Here is a 13,720-nt window from a genome sequence, read left to right on the forward strand (position 1 = left end):
GACGACGTCCTTCCCCGACTGGTCCTGAGCGCGCTCGAGCGGATCCGGTGACTCAGTCCTCGGTGGCCTCGACGGCGGTCGCCGCCGGCTCTTCGGCCTCGTCGTCGGCGGGAAGCTCCTCGAAGAGCCCCGCCGGCGGGGTCACGACCACGCGTCGAGCCGCGACATCCACCTCCGGCACGAGTGCCTTCACGAACGGCACCAGCACCTCGCGGTCGCCCTGCGGGACGACGAGCAGGTCGTGAGCCGGAAGATGGTCGACGCGCGCGATGCGGCCGATGACCTGATCATCACGGACGACATCGAGGCCGACAAGCTGGTGGTCGTACCAAGCGTCCTCTTCCGGGGTGCTCGAGGCATCGGCCTCGACCCAGAGGATGGCCTTGACGAGCTCTTCGGCGGCCGTGCGGTCCTCGATGCCCTCGAGGAAGACGACCGGGTGGGAGTTCATCCACTTGAACTCGCGCACCGTGACTGATTTGCCGTGCCACGGCGACGACTCGGGCACCTGCAGGGTGAACACCGCCCCGGACACGAACCGCCCGTCGGGGTCGTCGGTGTAGAGCTCGAGTTTGAGCGCGCCCTTGAGGCCATGTGCTTTCAGCAGCCGCGCGACGCGCAGCTGCGTGCCGGCAGGCTTGGGCGAATGCTCTCTGCCGGACTTCTTGTCGGAGTCTGAGTCCATCTCAGTCGTCCGCGACGTCGACGCGCACGCGACGCCCGTCGGCCAGCGCCGAGATGAGGGTGCGCAGGGCTTTGGCCGTGCGACCACCGCGCCCGATGACACGACCGCGATCTTCGGGGTGCACGTGCACTTCGAGCACTTCGCCCCGGGAGGACGTGGATTCGGCGATACGCACGTCGTCGGGGTGATCCACGATCCCCTTGACGACGTGCTCGAGCGCGGCGGCCAGCACTGCGATTACTCCGCGTCGGCCGCGGGGGCCTCGGCGGCGGGCGCTTCGGCCGCAGCCTTCTTCTCGGCCTTGGGCTTGATGACCGACTTCTTCGAGGCGTCGACCTCGAAGGCGGGCTTGGGCTCCTTGACCTTGACGGTCGAGACAGCGTCCTTGTCGCCCTTGAACTTGCCCCAGTCGCCGGTCAGCTTGAGGATGGCCCGCACCTGCTCGGTCGGCTGTGCGCCGACGCCCAGCCAGTACTGCGCACGCTCGGAGTCGACCTCGATGAACGAGGGCTCCTCGGTGGGGTGGTACTTGCCGATCTCCTCGATGACACGACCGTCGCGCTTGGTGCGCGAGTCGGCAACGACGATGCGGTAGTACGGGGCACGGATCTTGCCGAGCCGCTTGAGACGGATCTTGACAGCCACGATTCTCCTGAATGTGTGTGAAAACGGTGAACCAGTCGCCTGGAGCGTGGGGTGCACACCCGGCGGAAGCTCGAAGGTGGAGACGCACGCCGGATAGAGGGTCGGGCGTCGCTCCGACGTTCAATTCTGCCAGATCGCGGCCGATGCCGCGAACCGACGCGGCGCGCCGCGCCTCCGCGGTGCGCGCAGTCTCCGCCGGTGCGCCTAGTCTCCGCGGCGCACCCAGTCACCGCGGTGCGCCCGGCCTCCGCGGTGTACCCAGTCTCCCCGGTGTGCCCAGCGGTGCGCCCGGCCTCCGCGGTGTTCCAAGTCTCCGAGCCGTCCCGCTCCCCCTCCCCGGTGCCAAATCAGGTGTTCTCACGAAATCAGGCCGCTTCGCGTCCAATTCCTCCTGATCTGGCGAAACTACCTGATCTCATTCAGGTGCAGTCGCTGGGCAACGGCGGCACGAATCGTCTCGACGACTGTCTCCCACTGGAAGTAGATCTGCACGAAGTCGAACCGGAACACGGTGTAGCCGCGCAGGACCAAGCGCGCGTCCGCCGCGATGTCGCGACGTCGGGCAGTGGGGTCGCTGTGGAAAGCGAAGCCGTCGAGTTGGATCACGAGAGATCGGCCGATGAGCCCGTCGACGTTGCGGCCGTCTAAGCATGCCTGCCTTCTGACAGCGATGCCCTCGCTGCGCATCCCGTCGGAGAATCGCGTCTCCAACCCTGAGTCGGATAGGTCGGATGCCACCGACGCGAGTTCCTGCGCCCGGGTGCTTCCCCAGCCCACCCGCCGGAGGAGTACTGCCTCAGCCTTGCCCTTGCGGAGCGCCGACTCCCACAGCGCAAGTGCATCTGCGCGGTCCAGACACCGCGCGGTCTGGAACAGCACGTTCAGCACGGGATCGTCGATGTGGTGCCGCCCCACCGGTGCGGGCCCGTGTGCCCAATGCAAGACCACACCCTCGGCATGAAGACGCGACGCGTTCGACGCCACCGCCACGTGCGTACCCGTGTTCTCCGGCACGATCAACCCCATCCGCCGCGCCGCGGTGACGCACGTGACCCGGCCGCCGAGCGCCGCGGCGGTCACGCGACCGGGGTCGCACTGAGGTGTCACCAGCCAGGAGCGCCGGACCCGAGGGGCAGTCCATGGGTCACAAGGTCCGCGATCTCGTGCGTGGTGAAGCCGGCGCCGCGAGCCTCGGATGTGTGGGCGACGCCGTGCTTTCTATCCAGCCAGGTGTTCAGTTCGATGCGCCGCTTGTCGTGACGACGCGCGAGTTCAGTCTCCATAACCTGTCAGCATCGCGTCCCGCGCACGGTAGCCGGCACCGGTCGCGGCGTCCTGTGGAGAAATTGCTCGAAAGCCGTCAGGACGCGCTTCTGTGGAGGAATCGATGATCGCCACGGATGGAGCCTGCGGCGTCGCGTTGCCGCGACTGCCCGTGACCAGATCAGGCGTTCTCGCGAGATCAGGACGATTCAGGGCAGAAATCGCCTGATCTCGCGAGAACACCTGATTTCACACAGGGTCTCACCTCGGGAGGAGAGCGCACCACACGCGGGATGCCGCGACCCGACGAGGCGCGCCACGACCCGACGCGGGATGCCGCGACCCGACGCAGGGCGCCACGACCCGACGCGCCGCGCCTCAGTGGTTGCCGAGCATCTTCTGCAGCTCGGCGATGTCGTCGGCGGTGGGCGTCTTCTTGCCGCTGAGCCCGAAGCCCGAGCCGGTCTGCTCGGCCGGCTCGGTAGCCAGCCCGGCGTTCTCGGCGGCGCGCTTGGCGGGGTTGCCCGAGCGCGAGCCCTTCTTCTTCTGCTGCTTACCGCGCTTGCTGGTGGCCCCGGGCTTTCCCATCGAGCCCATGCCCGGAATGTTGGGAACGCCTCCGCGGGCGACCGTCTTCATCATCTTCGCCGCCTGCTCGAACCGCTGCACGAGCTGGTTCACATCGGTGACGGTCATGCCTGCACCGTTCGCGATGCGCAGGCGCCGCGATCCGTTCAGCAGCTTGGTGTTGCGTCGCTCCGCGGGGGTCATCGAGCGGATGATCGCCTCGGTGCGGTCGATCTCGCGCTCGTCGAAGTCGTCGAGCTGCTGCTTCATCTGGCCCATGCCCGGCAGCATGCCGAGCATCTTCTTCATCGAGCCCATCTTGCGCATCTGCTGCATCTGCTCGAGGAAGTCCTCGAGCGTGAACTGCTCAGTCGCGAGCTTCTCAGCGACCTTCCGGGCTTCATCCTCGTCGAACGCCTGCTGCGCCTGTTCGATGAGGGTGAGGATGTCGCCGAGGTCGAGGATGCGGCTGGCCATGCGGTCGGGGTGGAACGGCTCGAGGTCATCGAGCCCCTCCCCCGTCGACGCGAAGATGATCGGGCGCCCGGTGACGGATGCCACCGAGAGCGCCGCCCCGCCGCGGGCATCGCCGTCGAGCTTCGACAGCACGACGCCGGTGAAGTCGACGCCGTCTTGGAACGCCTTCGCGGTGTTGACGGCATCCTGGCCGATCATCGCGTCGATGACGAACAACACCTCATCGGGGTCGGTCGCCGTGCGGATGTCGGCGGCCTGCTTCATGAGCTCGGCGTCGACACCCAGGCGACCGGCCGTGTCGATGATGACGGTGTCGTGCTGGGCGCGACGGGCGTGCTCGACGCCGTCGCGCGCGACGCGCACCGGGTCGCCGACGCCGTTGCCAGGCTCGGGCGCGTAGATCGCGGCTCCCGCCTGCTCGGCGACCACCTGCAGCTGGTTCACGGCGTTCGGCCGCTGCAGGTCCGCGGCGATCAGCAGCGGTGTGTGACCGTCCTTCTCCAGCTGCTTGGCGAGCTTGCCCGCGAAGGTCGTCTTACCCGATCCCTGGAGGCCGGCGAGCATGATGACCGTCGGCGGGTTCTTGGCGAACTGCAGTCGGCGCTGCTCGCCGCCGAGGATCGCGATGAGTTCCTCATTGACGATCTGGACGACCTGCTGCGCGGGGTTCAGCGCACGATTGACCTCGTCGGAGAGCGCCCGTTCGCGCACCTTCGCGGTGAAATCCTTGACGACCGTCAGCGCGACATCCGCGTCGAGCAGCGCGCGCCGGATCTCGCGGACCGTGCCGTCGACGTCGGCGGGCGTGAGCTTGCCCTTGGTTCGCAGGTTGCGGAAGGTCTCGGTGAGCCGATCGGAGAGAGTGCCGAAGGTAGCCATGATCCCCCGATTCTACGGGAGCAGGATGAGCGCGATCGCGAGCGCCCGATCCATCGCCGGAGACAGCGGCGCGCGGCCGGCTCCGTCATGCGCCCACGCGCGCACCGCGGCCCAGACGGCGCCCCCGCATGCGGCGCCGACGACGTCGGCGCCCAACGGGTCCATGCCGTCGCTCACGGCCCGTCGGGCCACGTGCTCGCCGATGCGTGCCCGGCGCACCGCTGCCTCGCGCTCCAGTTCTTCGGCGATGCCCATCTGCTCGGCGTTGACGATCGCCAGCGCGAGGGCGTCGGGGGCGAAGCCATCGGCGATCGAACTGAGCGCTGTGCGCACATCGACTCCGCGCGAGAGCGCCCGGGCCGCGGCATCCACCCGCTCATCGAACGCCGCCCAGAGGATGTCGCTCTTCGAGGAGAAGTAATTGAAGAAGCTCGACCGACTGACCCCGGCGCGCCGCGTGATGTCGGCCACGGACGTCGCCGCGAACCCCTGCTCGAGGAACAGTTCGCATGCGGCTTCGGCCAGGGTCTCGTGCGACGACGCCTTCGGGCGGCCGGGACGGGTGGACGGATGGGACACGCTCTCCAGCGTACGGGTGCTGCTCGGGGACGGCGTATTGTTGGACCGCATCCAATATCACCCACGAGGAGATGTCGTGCTTGAAATCCACCATGCCGGGCTTGCACCCGAGTACGTGCCATACCGCGACGGGTGGGCATTGCAACGCCGCATCCACGCGGAGGTGGCGGCGGGCACACGGCCCGACACCATGATCGTGCTCGAGCACGAGGCGGTGTACACGGCGGGCAAACGCACCGAGATGCACGAGCGCCCCCAGGACGGTACCGAGGTCATCGACGTCGATCGCGGCGGCAAGATCACCTGGCACGGTCCAGGGCAGCTGGTCGGCTATCCGATCGTGCGGCTGGTCGAGCCCATCGACGTCGTGGCGCACGTGCGCCGCATCGAGCGGCTGCTCATCGCGGCGCTGGCCGAGCACGGCGTCGACGGCTACCAGGTCGCCGGTCGCAGCGGCGTCTGGGTGCGGCGTCCCCTGTCCGAGGACAAGATCGCGGCGATCGGCGTGCGCGTCGAGAAGGGTGTGACGATGCACGGCTTCGCGATCAACTGCGACAACTCGCTGGCCGGGTTCCGCAACATCATTCCGTGCGGCATCAGCGATGCCGGTGTCACCACGGTCAGTGAGGTGGTGGGGAGGGATGTCGCGCCCGCCGACATCCTCGACACCGTGACCGGTGTGTTCCTCGACGAGTACGCCGAGGTGCCCGTATGAGCGCCGCACCTGACGGGCGCCGCATGCTGCGCCTCGAGGTCCGCAATGCCCAGACTCCCATCGAGCGCAAGCCGGAGTGGATCAAGACCCGCGCGAAGATGGGTCCGCAGTACTCCGAGCTGCAGCAGCTCGTGCGCAGCGAAGACCTGCACACGGTCTGCCAGGAAGCGGGATGTCCGAACATCTACGAGTGCTGGGAGGACCGCGAGGCCACCTTCCTCATCGGCGGTTCGCAGTGCACCCGCCGTTGCGCGTTCTGTCAGATCGACACCGGCAAGCCGGCCGCGTTCGACGTGGACGAGCCGCGACGCGTGGCCGAGAGCGTCAACCGGATGGGACTGCGCTACGCCACGGTCACCAGCGTCGCCCGCGACGACCTGCCCGACACAGGAGCATGGCTGAACGCAGAGACGGTCCGGCAGATCCACGAGAAGAACCCGCACACCGGCGTCGAGATCTTGGCCAACGAGCACAACGCCGACCCCGCGTTCCTCGGGCAGATCTTCGATGCACGACCCGAGGTGTTCGCGCACAACCTCGAGACCGTCCCGCGGCTGTTCAAGCTCATCCGCCCGGCGTTCCGCTACGAGAGGTCGCTGAACGTGCTCACGCAGAGCCGCGAGGCAGGGCTCATCACCAAATCGAACCTCATCCTCGGCATGGGCGAAGAGCCCGCCGAGGTCGTCGAGGCCATGCAGGATCTGCACGACGCAGGTTGCGACATCCTCACCATCACGCAATACCTGCGGCCCACGCCGCGGCACCACCCCATCGACCGGTGGGTCAAGCCCGACGAGTTCATCGAGTACAAGCAGGAGGCCGAGCGGATCGGCTTCTTGGGTGTGCTCGCCGGCCCGCTCGTGCGCTCGTCGTACCGCGCCGGCCGCCTCTGGGCTCAGTCGATGATCTCCAAAGGGCGCGAGATCCCCGAGCATCTCGCGCACATCGCCGCCGACGTGCACGTCGAGCGCGGGTTCGCGCAGGCCGTCTGAGTCAGTCGGCGCTGGTGACCGACTGCACGTCGCCGTCGGTGTTGAGGTTGACCAGCAGCACGTCGTCGGTGGCGTCGGGGTCCAGCGCGTACTCGAGCACGGCGAACGGGTCCGTCCCGCCGTGCTCGTCCGCGAGGATCGTCATGCTCATCAACCGCAGCGAGCGGATGATGTCGACGTGCGTGTCGCCGGAGATATCGACGAGGAAGTCCTCGAGGTCGTCGCCGAGCTGCTCCTGCTGCTGAAGGATGAACTCGATGACCTCGCTGGTCCGATCGTCGAGCTCTGACAGCATCGCGCTGCGGGCGGAACGGTCGACATCTTCCAGCGACGTGATCATCGCCGCGGCGACGTCGAGCGCGGCGGCGGAGACATCGTCCTCGTCGGGCGCGGTGAGATCCACCGACACCGCCTGATCGCCCAGCTCGATGGTCTCGGACCAGAAGATCGAACCGTCCGGGCCGGATTCGAGAAGTCCGAAATAGTCGTGTTCGATCGCCATGCCTTTATGAAACCAGCCTGGCGGCCGATCCGGTAGCCCGGCGCATCATTCGACCAGCGACGCGGCGAACACGTGCGGAGTGAAGCCGGTGAGATCGCCGATCCCCTCGCCCTGGCCGAGCAGCTTCACCGGGATCCCCGTGCGCTCCTGCACGGCGAGCACGAAGCCGCCCTTCGCCGAGCCGTCGAGCTTGGTCAGGACCAGACCCGTCACTCCCGCGTGCTCGAGGAACGCTTCGGCCTGCATCACGCCGTTCTGCCCGGTCGTGGCATCCAGCACCAGCAGCACTTCGCTGATCGGCGCCTGCTTCTCGATCACACGCCGGATCTTCGTCAGCTCGTCCATCAGGCCGCCCTTGGTGTGCAGGCGGCCGGCCGTGTCGACGATCACGATCTCCGTGCCGGTGCGATTCGCGTACTCGATGGTCTGGAAGGCGACGGATGCCGGGTCCTGCCCCTCCTGCTGCGGGCGCACGATCGCCGCACCCGAGCGTTCCGCCCAGGTCGCGAGCTGGTCGACGGCGGCGGCCCGGAACGTGTCGGCGGCGCCGACCACGACCGAGCGGTTGTACCGCTGCAGGAACTTCGCGAACTTGCCGATCGTGGTCGTCTTGCCGACACCGTTCACGCCCACCACGAGCACCACGGCAGGGCGCTCGGTGAGCTTCAGTGTCGTGTCGAACTTGGCGAAGTGCTCCTCGAGGGTCTCCTTCAGCATCCGCTGCAGATCACGCGGGTCGGTCGTGTGGAACCGGTCGACCTTCTCGCGCAGCTCGTCGACGATGCGCTCGGTGATGTCGGGGCCGAAGTCGGCTATCAGCAGCGCGGTCTCGAGGTCTTCCCACGTCGTCTCATCGATCGTCGGCTTGACGAACATGCCGCGCAATGCGCGTCCCAGTGACCACTTCTCCGCCATGCCACCAGCCTACGGGGCTCGGCGGCTGTCACACCCGGACCGCCCCCTCATGGAACGAGGAGATCTCACGAGATGAGTACGTTTCACGCGCCTTCGGTCCTCGTTCCATGAGATCTCCTCGTCTCGTGTGCGGGGCGCGTGTGGGGGCAGGCGCGCGGCGCGCCGCGGGCGCCGACGCCGACGCCGGACGAGCCGGACCTCGCTCGACAACGCGATAGCGTCGGCTCATGGTTGCAGATGCGCACGGACCCCTCCGCGTGTTCGTCCATGGCAGCGGCCGCTCCGGAACGGCCGCGTGGCCGGCGCAGGATCATGCCGCCGGGGTCTTTGTGGCCTTCGACAAAGACACGCCCATCGAGGAGCGCGTCGCCACCCTCCAGGCCGAACACGCAGGCAGGCCGGTAGTGGTCTTCGCGCACTCGATCGGTGCGGTGCCGGTCGCACTGGCGGCGCACGGCGGCATCCTCGACATCCGCGCGTTGGTCCTCGTGGAGCCCGCCCTGTACGACATCGCCCGCGGCGAGTCCGCCATCGAACGCCACATCGCCATCCATGCCGAAGCACGCGCGCAGGCCGAGCAGGGAGACCTGCGTTCCTTCTGGGCGATCGTGCGTCCCGTGATGTTCGGCGGTCCCTTCGCCGAGGAGAAATGGGGCGCCGAAGAGTCCTTCGCCGCGCAGTGGGCGCGCGCGGAGCTGCCCTGGGGACATGGCATCCGCCGCGACGCGCTGCGCGGCATCCCGACTCTCGTGGTCACCGGCGAATGGAACGAGGAATACGAGACGATTGCACGAAGGCTCGTCGAGGAGGGCGCTGAGCATCGGGTGCTCAGCGGCGCCGGACATCGTGCTCAAGACCTCCCGGCATTCGAGGCGATCGCGACGGCGTTCCTCGCCAGCGTCGGTTCCGGCTCCGGCCCGCGTCTCGTCAGGACCCGGGGCGGATGACCATGCGAATGCCGTTTGGCGCCAACTCATCGCGCACGGTCGCGGCTGAGAAACCGTCCGGACAGTCGACCGAGGTGAGCAGTCCGACCTTCGCCGTCCGGAACACGCGCGCCGACACGATCGATGACGCGCCGTTCTTCGAGTTGGTGCTGACCACGCTGCGCACCCGAACGGTGCCCGTCCCCGTTGTCTGCGTCGGCAGCGCATCGTCGTAGGCGTACTTCGTCACACTCGCCACGTCGGTGGTCCCGTATTCCTCAGCGAGCATGGTGTCGGACAGGGTGCGCTCATCCTGGGTCAGATCGAGGTCACGGACGTCGGCCTGCCAGAACCCGATGATGCACTGCGATGAGGTCTGCTGGTAGGACCACCGGCCGTCGCCGTCATCGGCCACGGCCACAGTGAAACCATCGGCGGCGCCCATGGCGTCGATCCAGCGGATCGACGACGAAGAGTCGAGACCCGACGCCGCATCGAACGGATAGTCGTCGGTCACGACGACGGGCGGCGCCGAAGTGGCAGTGGATGCTGCGCCCGGCGTCGGCTCGGTGGTCGCGATGACACTGCAGCCTGACAGCGCGAGAGCACCGAGTGAGGCGGACAGAAGCAGAGCAGCACGGCGGAAGGACACGCGCCCGACGATATCGCGCGGCGACGTCAACACCCTGAGTGCGCCTTCTGCACGGCGGGCGAGCCTGCGCGGAGGTGAACGGACGGCAACGCGCCAGCCGCACCCTCAGACGGTGGCGGGTTCCTGCTCGCGCACCTTGCGGTCGCCCACGCGCTGCCCGACGACGGCCGAGACGCCGTCCTGACGCATCGAGACGCCGTACAGCGCATCGGCGATCTCCATCGTGCGCTTCTGATGGGTGATGACGATGAGCTGGCTCGAGGCGCGCAACTGCTCGAACACGCCGAGCAGGCGACCCAGGTTGGCGTCGTCGAGCGCGGCCTCCACCTCGTCGAGGATGTAGAACGGGCTCGGCCGCGCTTTGAAGATCGCGGTCAGGAGGGCGACCGCCGCCAGCGACCTCTCGCCGCCGGAGAGCAGCGAGAGCCGCTCGATCTTCTTGCCGACCGGCCGCACCGCGACCTCGATCCCCGTCGTGAGGGGATCGTCGGGGTTCGTGAGCGAGATGCTGCCGGTGCCGCCTGGGAAGAGGATCGGGAACACCTCCGTGAACGCCTGCCGGGTGTCCTCGAACGCCGCGAGGAAGATCGACTGCATGCGCTCGTCGAGTTCCTCGATGATCGTGAGCAGGTCCTTGCGGGTCTGCGTCAGGTCGCCCAGCTGCTCTGTGAGGAACTTGTGCCGCTGCTCAAGCGCCTCGAACTCTTCCAGTGCAAGCGGGTTCACACGCCCCAGCTGCGCGAGCTTGCGCTCGGCGTCCTGCAGGCGCTTCGCTTGCGCCTTCCGCTCGAACGGGACCGGTTCGTCTTCGTCCAGAGCCGCGGGAACGGGCTGGTCCGGTCCATATTCCGAAACGAGAATGTCTTCTTCAAGCCCGAGTTCCGACCGCACGCGCTCCAACAGACTGGTGACGTGGAGCTTCTTCTCGTGGATCTGCAGCTCGAGGCCGTGGACGTTCTCGGTGAGTCCCGCCAGCCGCTCGCGGACGGATGCCTCATCGGTACGCAGCTGCGACAGCTCCGCCGTGAGCGCGGTGCGAGCCGACTCAGCCGCTGCCAGCTCGACGCGCGCCTCGCTCACGGAGCGGTCCACCGAGTCGAGCAGAGGCGGGAGCCTGTCGGCCACCCCCGCCGCCACCTCGCGCTGTGCACGACGGAGCACGGCGCGCCGCGCGGCCGCGGCCGCTGCCGCTTTCTCCCGCTCGCGCTGGCGCTCAAGACCGTCTGCGCGCATCTCTTCGGCGCGGATGCGCTCCTTGAGCGTCTCGACCTCCAGGCGCGCGGTCATCTCTGCCTCGCGGGTCGCCTCGAGTTCGGCGAGCATACCGTCGCGCGCCGACGCGTCGAGGATCGGCCGTGGCGCTTCGAGCGCGGTATCCAGCTGCTCCTGCGCGGTCCGCGCCGAGACACGTGCTTCTTCAACCGCCGCCTCCGCCTGACGCAGTGACGCCTCCAGTCGTTCACACTCCGCCACGGCGGCCTCGTTGCGGACCATCGCACGGTTGGCCTTCTCGGCATGGGCGGCAAGGTCCGCGTCATGCTGGCGCAGAGCCTGCAGCGTCGCCTTCGCCTTGCGGCGCGCGTCTTCCTGCTGCGCCTGCACCGCGCCGAGCGCTTCACGCAGTGAGTCGACGACCACGGTCACCTCGTCGAGCCGGTCGGCGGCGGCGTCCCGCTCGGCACGCAGTTCGATGCGCGAGCGGCCCTCGCCCGAACCGGCCCGCAGGCGGAACGGCGTCACCAGCTCGCCGGAGCGCGTGACGGCGGTGATCGGGCTCTCAGCTGCGTCCACAGCCGTTCGCGCCGCGTCCAGATCCTCAGCGAGGTACACGCCGGCCAGCAGGCCCCGCACGCCGTCCGGTGCTGTGACCACCTCGGCGGCCGGTGTGAGACCCGCGATCGCCGCCGTGTCTGTGAGGCGCGCCCCGTCTGCGATGGCGATGTCGACGACCCCCACGTCGCCCTCTCCCACGCTCCGGGCGACCTCGAGCGCCACACCCGCGTCGTCGACGAGCACGCCCTCTGCGATCGGTCCGAGCACCGAAGCGATCGCGGCTTCCCATCCGCCGGAGACCTCGACCGCGTCCGAGACGAGACCCCGCACTCCGGCATCGCCGCGCGCGACGATCTCCGCGGCACCGCCGCGCACGTCCAGCGCACGCGAGAGCGCCCTCGTCTGCGCGGTCAGTGACTCCTTCTCGCGCTCGGCGGCATGCAGCTTCTCGCGCAGCTCTCCCACGGCCGTCTCCGCGTCGGTGGCGTCGCGCTGTGCACGCTCGTACGCGCCGGCATGCTCGGCCGAGGCGGCGTCCGAGACCGACTCGGGATCGATCTCGTCTAGAGCGCGCTGCGTGTCGGCGCGCCGTGTCTGCGCGGCATCCAACGCGTTCTGCTGGCGGGCGACCGCCTGCTCGACGGCGGCGAGGGCGGATGCCGCAGCCTCGGCAGTGCCGCGCAGGCTCGTGATCTTCATGTCGTGCTCCGACACGAGAGCGCTCTGCGCGGCGATGTCCGCATCGAGCGCATCCAGCTCTCCGCGCGCCCGCACCACCGCGCGTGCCGCGTCGGCCGCGGCATCCTGCGCGGCATCCAGCCCCGATGCGATCTCGTCGATTCCCGCGCGCACCTCGTCGATCGAGGCCTGGCTCACCGTCTGCTGAGGACCGAGAGCCTCGTCGTCCTCGGCCAGCAGCGAAAGGCGCTGACCGGCGAGCGTGTAGAGCCCGCGCAGGCGCTCCTGCACCTGCTCGAGTGCGTAGACGACGCTGCGCGCGCGATCCACGGCCTCGGAGCGCTGGTCCGCCTCGCGTTGCTCTATGCCGGCGTGCAGGGTCTCCGCACGGTCTTGCAGCACGAGACGCTCCGAATGCCGCTCCTGCTCGCTCGCGGCCGCGGCCGCGAGCTCGGTGCGCAGACCGACCAGTTCATCGGCGAACAGCCGAGCCTTCGCGTCGCGGACGACCGCCGCTATCGTCGCCGCCTCGCGGGCGATCTCCGCCTGCCGGCCCAGTGGCTTGAGCTGTCGACGCAGTTCACCGGCGAGGTCGTTGAGTCGAGTGAGATTCGCTTCCATCGCCTGCAGCTTGCGGACGGTCTTCTCTTTGCGGCGCCGGTGCTTGAGGATGCCGGCGGCTTCTTCGATGAAGCCGCGACGGTCTTCGGGGCTGGCCTGCAGCACCGTGTCGAGTCGGCCCTGACCGACAATCACGTGCATCTCACGGCCAAGGCCCGAGTCGCTCAGCAGCTCCTGCACGTCGAGCAGCCGGCAGCTCTGGCCGTTGATCGCATACTCGCTGGCACCGTTGCGGAAGAGGGTTCGACTGATCGTCACCTCGGCGTATTCGATCGGCAGCGCGCCGTCGGCGTTGTCGATGGTGAGCTGCACCTCCGCACGCCCCAGCGGGCCGCGGGTCGAGGTGCCGGCGAAGATGACGTCCTCCATCTTGCCGCCGCGAAGGGTCTTGGCCCCCTGCTCGCCCATGACCCACGCGAGAGCGTCGACGACATTCGACTTGCCCGAGCCGTTCGGACCGACAATGGCCGTCACGCCGGGCTCGAGGACGAAGGTCGTGGGCTGGGCGAACGACTTGAACCCCTTGAGCGTCACGCTCTTCAGGTGCATGTCACGGCCCCTCCGCCCCGTACGATCACCGAAACACGCTATCGGATGCTGCGCTCGGCGGCCCTGCGACCGGCCGCCGGGCCTGCAATCAGCACCGCGACACGCCCGTCGAACGCCATTTCTGGGGAAATGCTTGACGAGAGCCCAGAGATCGCGCTAACGTCACAACTCGCGTTTCGATTCCTGAAAGGAGGCCCGCCGATGATTCTCACCACGCCACACTCGTCGCGTCGCGTAGGCACTGCGTTCGCAGCTGTCGTCCGTCCGGCGGTCGTTCTCTCCTTCGGGATGACTCTGGCCGC

The 13,720-nt window shown here is 68.4% G+C and carries 15 protein-coding genes; 3 read left to right on the plus strand and 12 right to left on the minus strand.

From position 1 onward, the window contains the following. Window positions 1-52: 52 nt before the first annotated feature. The 8 genes from rimM to PU630_RS08810 all read right to left on the minus strand — a co-directional run bounded on the left by rimM (window position 53) and on the right by PU630_RS08810 (window position 5,095). Window positions 53-685: a ribosome maturation factor RimM gene (gene rimM / locus PU630_RS08775; protein WP_275276704.1), complete on the minus strand. Its 633-nt coding sequence runs from the start codon at window positions 683-685 to the stop codon at window positions 53-55. Window position 686: 1 nt separating this feature from the next. Continuing rightward, window positions 687-917 carry an RNA-binding protein gene (locus PU630_RS08780; protein WP_275276705.1) on the minus strand — a complete coding sequence of 77 codons (231 nt, stop codon included), beginning with the start codon at window positions 915-917 and terminating at the stop codon, window positions 687-689. A 5-nt stretch (window positions 918-922) separates the two neighbouring features. Then, window positions 923-1,330 carry a 30S ribosomal protein S16 gene (gene rpsP, locus PU630_RS08785; RefSeq protein ID WP_275276706.1) on the minus strand — a complete coding sequence of 136 codons (408 nt, stop codon included), beginning with the start codon at window positions 1,328-1,330 and terminating at the stop codon, window positions 923-925. A gap of 405 nt (window positions 1,331-1,735) precedes the next feature. Beyond that, on the minus strand, window positions 1,736-2,410 hold the full coding sequence (locus PU630_RS08790; protein WP_275276707.1) for an endonuclease domain-containing protein: 675 nt from the start codon (window positions 2,408-2,410) through the stop codon (window positions 1,736-1,738). A gap of 23 nt (window positions 2,411-2,433) precedes the next feature. Further along, window positions 2,434-2,613 carry a hypothetical protein gene (locus PU630_RS08795; RefSeq protein WP_275276708.1) on the minus strand — a complete coding sequence of 60 codons (180 nt, stop codon included), beginning with the start codon at window positions 2,611-2,613 and terminating at the stop codon, window positions 2,434-2,436. Then, on the minus strand, window positions 2,603-2,728 hold the full coding sequence (locus tag PU630_RS08800) for a hypothetical protein (RefSeq protein WP_275276709.1): 126 nt from the start codon (window positions 2,726-2,728) through the stop codon (window positions 2,603-2,605). The genes PU630_RS08795 and PU630_RS08800 overlap by 11 nt, the downstream gene beginning before the upstream one ends. A gap of 243 nt (window positions 2,729-2,971) precedes the next feature. Beyond that, entirely contained in the window at window positions 2,972-4,516 is a 1,545-nt protein-coding gene (gene ffh / locus PU630_RS08805; RefSeq protein ID WP_275276710.1) for a signal recognition particle protein, read from the minus strand. A 12-nt stretch (window positions 4,517-4,528) separates the two neighbouring features. Continuing rightward, window positions 4,529-5,095: a TetR/AcrR family transcriptional regulator gene (locus tag PU630_RS08810; protein WP_275276711.1), complete on the minus strand. Its 567-nt coding sequence runs from the start codon at window positions 5,093-5,095 to the stop codon at window positions 4,529-4,531. Window positions 5,096-5,171: 76 nt separating this feature from the next. On the opposite strand from PU630_RS08810, the gene lipB reads away from it, so the two are divergent. After that, window positions 5,172-5,810, plus strand: coding sequence for a lipoyl(octanoyl) transferase LipB (lipB, locus tag PU630_RS08815; RefSeq protein ID WP_275276712.1), 639 nt, complete (start codon window positions 5,172-5,174; stop codon window positions 5,808-5,810). Beyond that, entirely contained in the window at window positions 5,807-6,802 is a 996-nt protein-coding gene (gene lipA, locus PU630_RS08820; RefSeq protein WP_275276713.1) for a lipoyl synthase, read from the plus strand. Before lipB ends, lipA begins: the two co-directional genes overlap by 4 nt. Window position 6,803: 1 nt before the next feature. Here the strand turns inward: lipA and PU630_RS08825 are convergent, their stop codons facing one another. Together PU630_RS08825 and ftsY are read right to left on the minus strand one after the other, a co-directional pair. Beyond that, window positions 6,804-7,304, minus strand: coding sequence for a DUF2004 domain-containing protein (locus PU630_RS08825; RefSeq protein WP_275276714.1), 501 nt, complete (start codon window positions 7,302-7,304; stop codon window positions 6,804-6,806). Between the two features lie 45 nt (window positions 7,305-7,349). After that, window positions 7,350-8,219, minus strand: a complete 870-nt coding sequence (ftsY, locus tag PU630_RS08830; protein WP_275276715.1) for a signal recognition particle-docking protein FtsY — start codon at window positions 8,217-8,219, stop codon at window positions 7,350-7,352. Between the two features lie 227 nt (window positions 8,220-8,446). Here ftsY and PU630_RS08835 point away from each other — a divergent pair, with 227 nt between their 5' ends. Then, a complete protein-coding gene (locus PU630_RS08835; protein ID WP_275276716.1) occupies window positions 8,447-9,166 on the plus strand; it encodes an alpha/beta fold hydrolase in 720 nt (239 codons plus the stop codon). Here the strand turns inward: PU630_RS08835 and PU630_RS08840 are convergent. Both PU630_RS08840 and smc read right to left on the minus strand, forming a co-directional pair. After that, window positions 9,147-9,797, minus strand: a complete 651-nt coding sequence (locus tag PU630_RS08840; protein ID WP_275276717.1) for a hypothetical protein — start codon at window positions 9,795-9,797, stop codon at window positions 9,147-9,149. The two genes, PU630_RS08835 and PU630_RS08840, sit on opposite strands and share 20 nt — an antisense overlap. Before the next feature lie 105 nt (window positions 9,798-9,902). Continuing rightward, complete coding sequence (gene smc, locus PU630_RS08845; RefSeq protein WP_275276718.1) at window positions 9,903-13,418, minus strand: chromosome segregation protein SMC; 3,516 nt, start codon at window positions 13,416-13,418, stop codon at window positions 9,903-9,905. Window positions 13,419-13,720 lie beyond the last annotated feature (302 nt).

Origin of the sequence: Microbacterium horticulturae, assembly GCF_029094505.1 — a bacterium.
GTDB lineage: Bacteria > Actinomycetota > Actinomycetes > Actinomycetales > Microbacteriaceae > Microbacterium > Microbacterium horticulturae.